Annotated in this window: 5 protein-coding genes; all 5 read left to right on the forward strand. The window is 37.4% G+C overall.

Annotation, left to right across the window (positions count from 1 at the left end; all coding sequences use genetic code 11):
- Window positions 1-178: 178 nt before the first annotated feature.
- The 5 genes from EO766_RS17795 (at window position 179) to EO766_RS17815 (ending at window position 4199) form a co-directional block, all read left to right on the forward strand.
- A complete protein-coding gene (locus tag EO766_RS17795; protein ID WP_287101730.1) occupies window positions 179-703 on the forward strand; it encodes a hypothetical protein in 525 nt (174 codons plus the stop codon).
- 255 nt (window positions 704-958) lie between these two features.
- On the forward strand, window positions 959-1579 hold the full coding sequence (locus tag EO766_RS17800) for a biosynthetic peptidoglycan transglycosylase (protein WP_074421278.1): 621 nt from the start codon (window positions 959-961) through the stop codon (window positions 1577-1579).
- On the forward strand, window positions 1572-2261 hold the full coding sequence (locus EO766_RS17805) for a hypothetical protein (RefSeq protein ID WP_074419663.1): 690 nt from the start codon (window positions 1572-1574) through the stop codon (window positions 2259-2261). The genes EO766_RS17800 and EO766_RS17805 overlap by 8 nt, the downstream gene beginning before the upstream one ends.
- A gap of 190 nt (window positions 2262-2451) precedes the next feature.
- Window positions 2452-3861, forward strand: a complete 1410-nt coding sequence (locus EO766_RS17810) for an NHL repeat-containing protein (RefSeq protein WP_143439691.1) — start codon at window positions 2452-2454, stop codon at window positions 3859-3861.
- A gap of 11 nt (window positions 3862-3872) precedes the next feature.
- Window positions 3873-4199 carry a hypothetical protein gene (locus EO766_RS17815; RefSeq protein WP_074419660.1) on the forward strand — a complete coding sequence of 109 codons (327 nt, stop codon included), beginning with the start codon at window positions 3873-3875 and terminating at the stop codon, window positions 4197-4199.
- Window positions 4200-4520: the final 321 nt, after the last annotated feature.

Consider the following 4520-nt stretch of genomic DNA (forward strand, 5'->3'; position numbering starts at 1 on the left):
GGCTTCAGTTCCAGCCGATGAATAACGCCGATCAATAGAATAAACAATGAACTTTTATTTTTAAATTTAACTGCGGTTACCGGCTGACGATTTTCAAACACCACCACATCGCCAAGCCGTGATCGTTGTGCGTAATATTATGAGCCTTCGATTTTCAATAGCTTTACTTTTTCTAACATTGACAATTCAATCCTATTCACAGATTGACTTTGGCATTCGTAGACAAAAACTAAAACCCACATTTTTTGACACAACGAAAGAAAATGTTTTTATTTATGAAGTTCCAAATGCAATCCTTTATTTCAAACAGAGCGACATAAAGGACTTCATTGAAAATCCTGAAAACAAAAATATTTTGATAAATTATGGGTACAAAACATTTCAAGACACACTAGCAAAAAACGTAGAACAAATAAAAGTAACTGATCTTTACTTTTATTACGACCAGCGCCAACGTGACAGCATCTTCAGACAGCAGCCAGAGAATATTTTGACCAAGCATTTAGATGAAGAGTTTTATTTTATTGGAGCTGCACTCATTCTTAAAGGTCAGTGTATGGTTTATTCAAAGACAAACCAGATGTTTTTAAATAAGCATCTTGTTGCAAAACGACAAAAGGAATATTTGGGCGGAAGAACTTTACAGTTTTATTTACCCGACAAAAAACAGTTTTATTATATCGTAACAGCATTTGGAGAATAAATACTACGCACAACATCGGCATTACCGGTAGTGGGGCTTGACAAACTAAATTTCAGCAGTTGTACGCAACTCAACTTTTGTTCCGGGCTGGACAAACTTACTTCAACTTTAAATCTTACTTTCAACCAATCAAAAATATCAGCTTCGGGCCGGGCGGACACAGCAATAATCCCCCACCATCGGTAATGCCCGGGCGTTAGCTGCCATTTTTTGACAACAGTACAAACTTCAACCGACTAAGTTCAAAATGACAAAATGCGTGTAATACTCGGACATATCGCAAAGACAATTTACAGGGACAAATATTTGTGCTTGCAAAAGCGTTTATTGGACGAGTATTCTAAAGTTTCAAACACGGACTTTGCCGACTTAGACACACTTTCTAAACTGTTAATCTCTGGCGAAGACCACAGGTTTTTTTATCATATCGGCTTTGACATTATTGCTATAGCAAGAGCAGTTAAGAACAGGTTACTATATGACAAAATTGAGGGTGCAAGCACAATTGAGCAGCAACTTGTGCGAGTATTAACAAACGACTATCAAAGGACTTTTAGTAGAAAAATACGGGAGATATTACTTGCTACGACTTTGACATCAGTTATTCCGAAGAGAGCAATCCCAAAAATCTATTTAAATGTTGCCTACTTTGGTGCTGGTATGACTGGCTTGCAACAAACCTTTACCAAATTACAGATTTCAAAAGCAGATAAGATTTCCTTAGAAGATGCAGCCTCAATTATTTCGAGAATTAAGTATCCACAACCAAGGAAGGAAAGCATTAAGCGACTGACACAAATAGAAATGAGAAAACAGCACTTAATTTTTCTCTATAACAAACACTTAAATAGAAAATACATAAAAGTTTATGGTTGATATTACGAACTACATCAAACTAACCCATACAGCAACTTCTATTGTTGATTTATTTTCCGTATCAAAGGACTTTAAGCGCTATTATCGTAATGTTGGCGGTAACGAAATTAACTCTCTGATAAGGCACTTTATTGTAAATAACAAACCCTTTGCCTTTAAAGACAAGCCAATGCTCTATGAGCAACTAACACAATACCTTGCAGACAAACTTGAAATTACGCCAACTGAAATAAAGTTAATCGGTAGTGCAAAGACAGGATTTTCAATAAGTCCTCCACCTGACTATGGAAAAGAATTTGGCAGTCATAGTGATTTAGATTTTTCTATAATAAGCAACAAGTTGTTCAAGGACTTAGAAACCGAATTTACGAATTGGGTTGAGTTATATGAAAGCGGAGAAATTGAACCCAACAATCCAACAGAAGAAATCTATTGGAAGCAGAATTTAACTGATGGTGTTAGTCAAATTGAAAAAGGGTTTATTGACACTAAGTTAATTCCAAACCGACAACACTTTTTACTGACAAGGAAAATCAATAACAGTTTGTGGCTCATAAAAGACAACTTGGAAAAAAAGCATAAAATAGCAGTAACAAGAGCGACAGCAAGTATTTACAAAAATTGGAACTCATTTGCTGGACGACTAAATCGTAACACAAAACACGTAATGGACAAGCTATGACGAGAAGTAAAACGGCAGCTAACACGGGTTTTGCGTCAGGCGGGGTGACGTGCAAACTTGGATCTTTGTGCTTCTATTCAAGTTCAGTGCAGGTTGACAGTTTTGTGCTCTGAAACCCGCCCGAACGCAAAGCCCTGAACGTTGGCGGTAATTTTACAGCCGCAGTCAAACTAAAACTAAAAAGCATTTTATGAGACATCCTTTACTCTTTGTGACACTTCTGACTTTTTTGTTAGCGTCTTGCAAGAAAAGCGGCACAGACAACACACCAACAACAAATTCATCTTTGCCCACTTTAACAACAAGCGCCGTCACAAACATAAGTGGCACAACTGCTTCGAGTGGAGGAAAGATTTCAAGTGATGGTGGTGCATCTATAACACAAAGGGGCGTTTGTTGGAGTACAAGCCAAAATCCAACTATAGCGAATAATAAAACCTCTGACAATTCTGGAACAGGCAGTTTTTCAAGTACCATAAATAACCTTACCGTTAATACAACTTATTATGTTAGGGCTTATGCGACCAACAGCGTAGGAACTGCTTACGGCAATCAAATAAGCTTCTCTACATTAGGTTCCTTCACTTTGAACGACCAGATTTATTCATTAACATCAGATGTGAGCGGAAATGTATTTAGCGCAGGAAGATTTCAAAACAGTAGCGGAAAGATGTACGTTGGCAGATGGAGTAACAATACATGGTCTGAATTAGGTACATTAAATGCTAATTCCAATATTCTAAGTCTTATAACTGACGCTTCCAATAATATATATGCAGGCGGAGTTTTCACAAATGGTAGCGGTAAATATTATGTTGCTAAGTGGAACGGGAGTAATTGGTCAGAATTGGGAACCTTAAACGCAAATGCAAGTATTAAAGCTTTAGCAAAAGATGCATCAAATAACATCTATGCAGGTGGTCTATTTACAAATAGCAGCGGGAAGCGATATGTTGCTAAATGGAATGGTTCAACTTGGAGTGAGTTAGGAAGTCTCAATGCTAATGGGGACATTAATGCTATTGCTACAGACAATGCGGGCAATGTGTACGCTGCTGGTTCATTTACAAACAACAATGGTAAAAGATATGTTGCAAAGTGGAGTGGAAGTAGTTGGACGGAAATCGGAACACTTTCAAGTGCTTTAGATGTTGACAAAGACATTCAGACAGTTATTTGTGACGCATCAAACAATGTTTATGCTGCTGGTTATTTTCTCAATACCAATGGAAGAGTAGCAAAATGGAATGGAAGCAGTTGGTCTCAAATGGGTTCAGGAATTGGCACTGCTATATTACCTATAGATGGCGGCGGCTCCGTTGATGAATTAATCTTTGATTACGCAGGTATTCTTTATGCTGGTGGAAAGTTCAAAAATGCAAGCGGTAAAAATTTCGTAGCCAAGTGGAACGGTAGTAGCTGGGAAGAATTAGGAAATGGGTTTAGTTCATTGACAGATGGTACTGGTTTAGTTATAACACTTACCAAAGATGCATCAAACAATATTTATGCAGCAGGTAACTTTAAAAATCCAACTGGTTATTACTTCATCGCTAAGTGGACTAATAGCACAAACACTTGGAGCGAATTAGGTAAATAAAACACTTTAAAATGACAGAAGAAATAAAAAGACTTGAAAGTATACAAGAAAGATTTCAACCTTACATTGACAATCCGAATTTAGTATATACTTTTATTGCACCTAAAGACAAATCTTTGTTTGAGAGATTTTTTAAAATGGCTACGAACTTGCCAGGTTCTTCACTATATGAAGTCCTTAGCGACCGAAATCAAGTTTCGGAACTGCTGTTAAACAATTTTCCGCAAGACACAGTATTAGAAATTTATACAGGAACAAACGATGAAGTAACGTCAATCTTCGCCAAAGGCACTTTGAAGGATTACATAAAACAAAAGCAGATTTCGTTTGACTACTAAAACTACCGCCAACAGCGGTTTTCTGCTATGCTGGCTGACGCAAAAAACATCAGCAACAAATCGCTAATCGGCAGAAGTTCGGGCTGACTTAATACTATTGAACTTTTGAATTAATTTCAACTTCAGTAATTCTTATCAGCTTCAGTTGTGGTCAGACGGAACACAGAATACCAGCACAGCAGAAAGCCGATGAACGTTGCACGCAAGCTACAGACAACCCCACCATATGTTACAAAGACTAATCATTGAAAATTATCGTTCAATTCAATCTCTTGACTTGCCATTGGACGACATTAACGCTTTTATCGGGGCAAACAGTTC

Source organism: Hydrotalea sp. AMD (genome assembly GCF_004100315.1).
GTDB lineage: Bacteria > Bacteroidota > Bacteroidia > Chitinophagales > Chitinophagaceae > Hydrotalea > Hydrotalea flava.

What these genes read in the sequence shown, in the direction of transcription:
- EO766_RS17815 (WP_074419660.1), top strand. Translation starts at nt 3,873, where the DNA reads ATGACAGAAGAAATAAAAAGACTTGAAAGTATACAAGAAAGATTTCAA.
- EO766_RS17805 (WP_074419663.1), top strand. Translation starts at nt 1,572, where the DNA reads ATGGTTGATATTACGAACTACATCAAACTAACCCATACAGCAACTTCT.
- EO766_RS17800 (WP_074421278.1), top strand. Translation starts at nt 959, where the DNA reads ATGCGTGTAATACTCGGACATATCGCAAAGACAATTTACAGGGACAAA.
- EO766_RS17810 (WP_143439691.1), top strand. Translation starts at nt 2,452, where the DNA reads ATGAGACATCCTTTACTCTTTGTGACACTTCTGACTTTTTTGTTAGCG.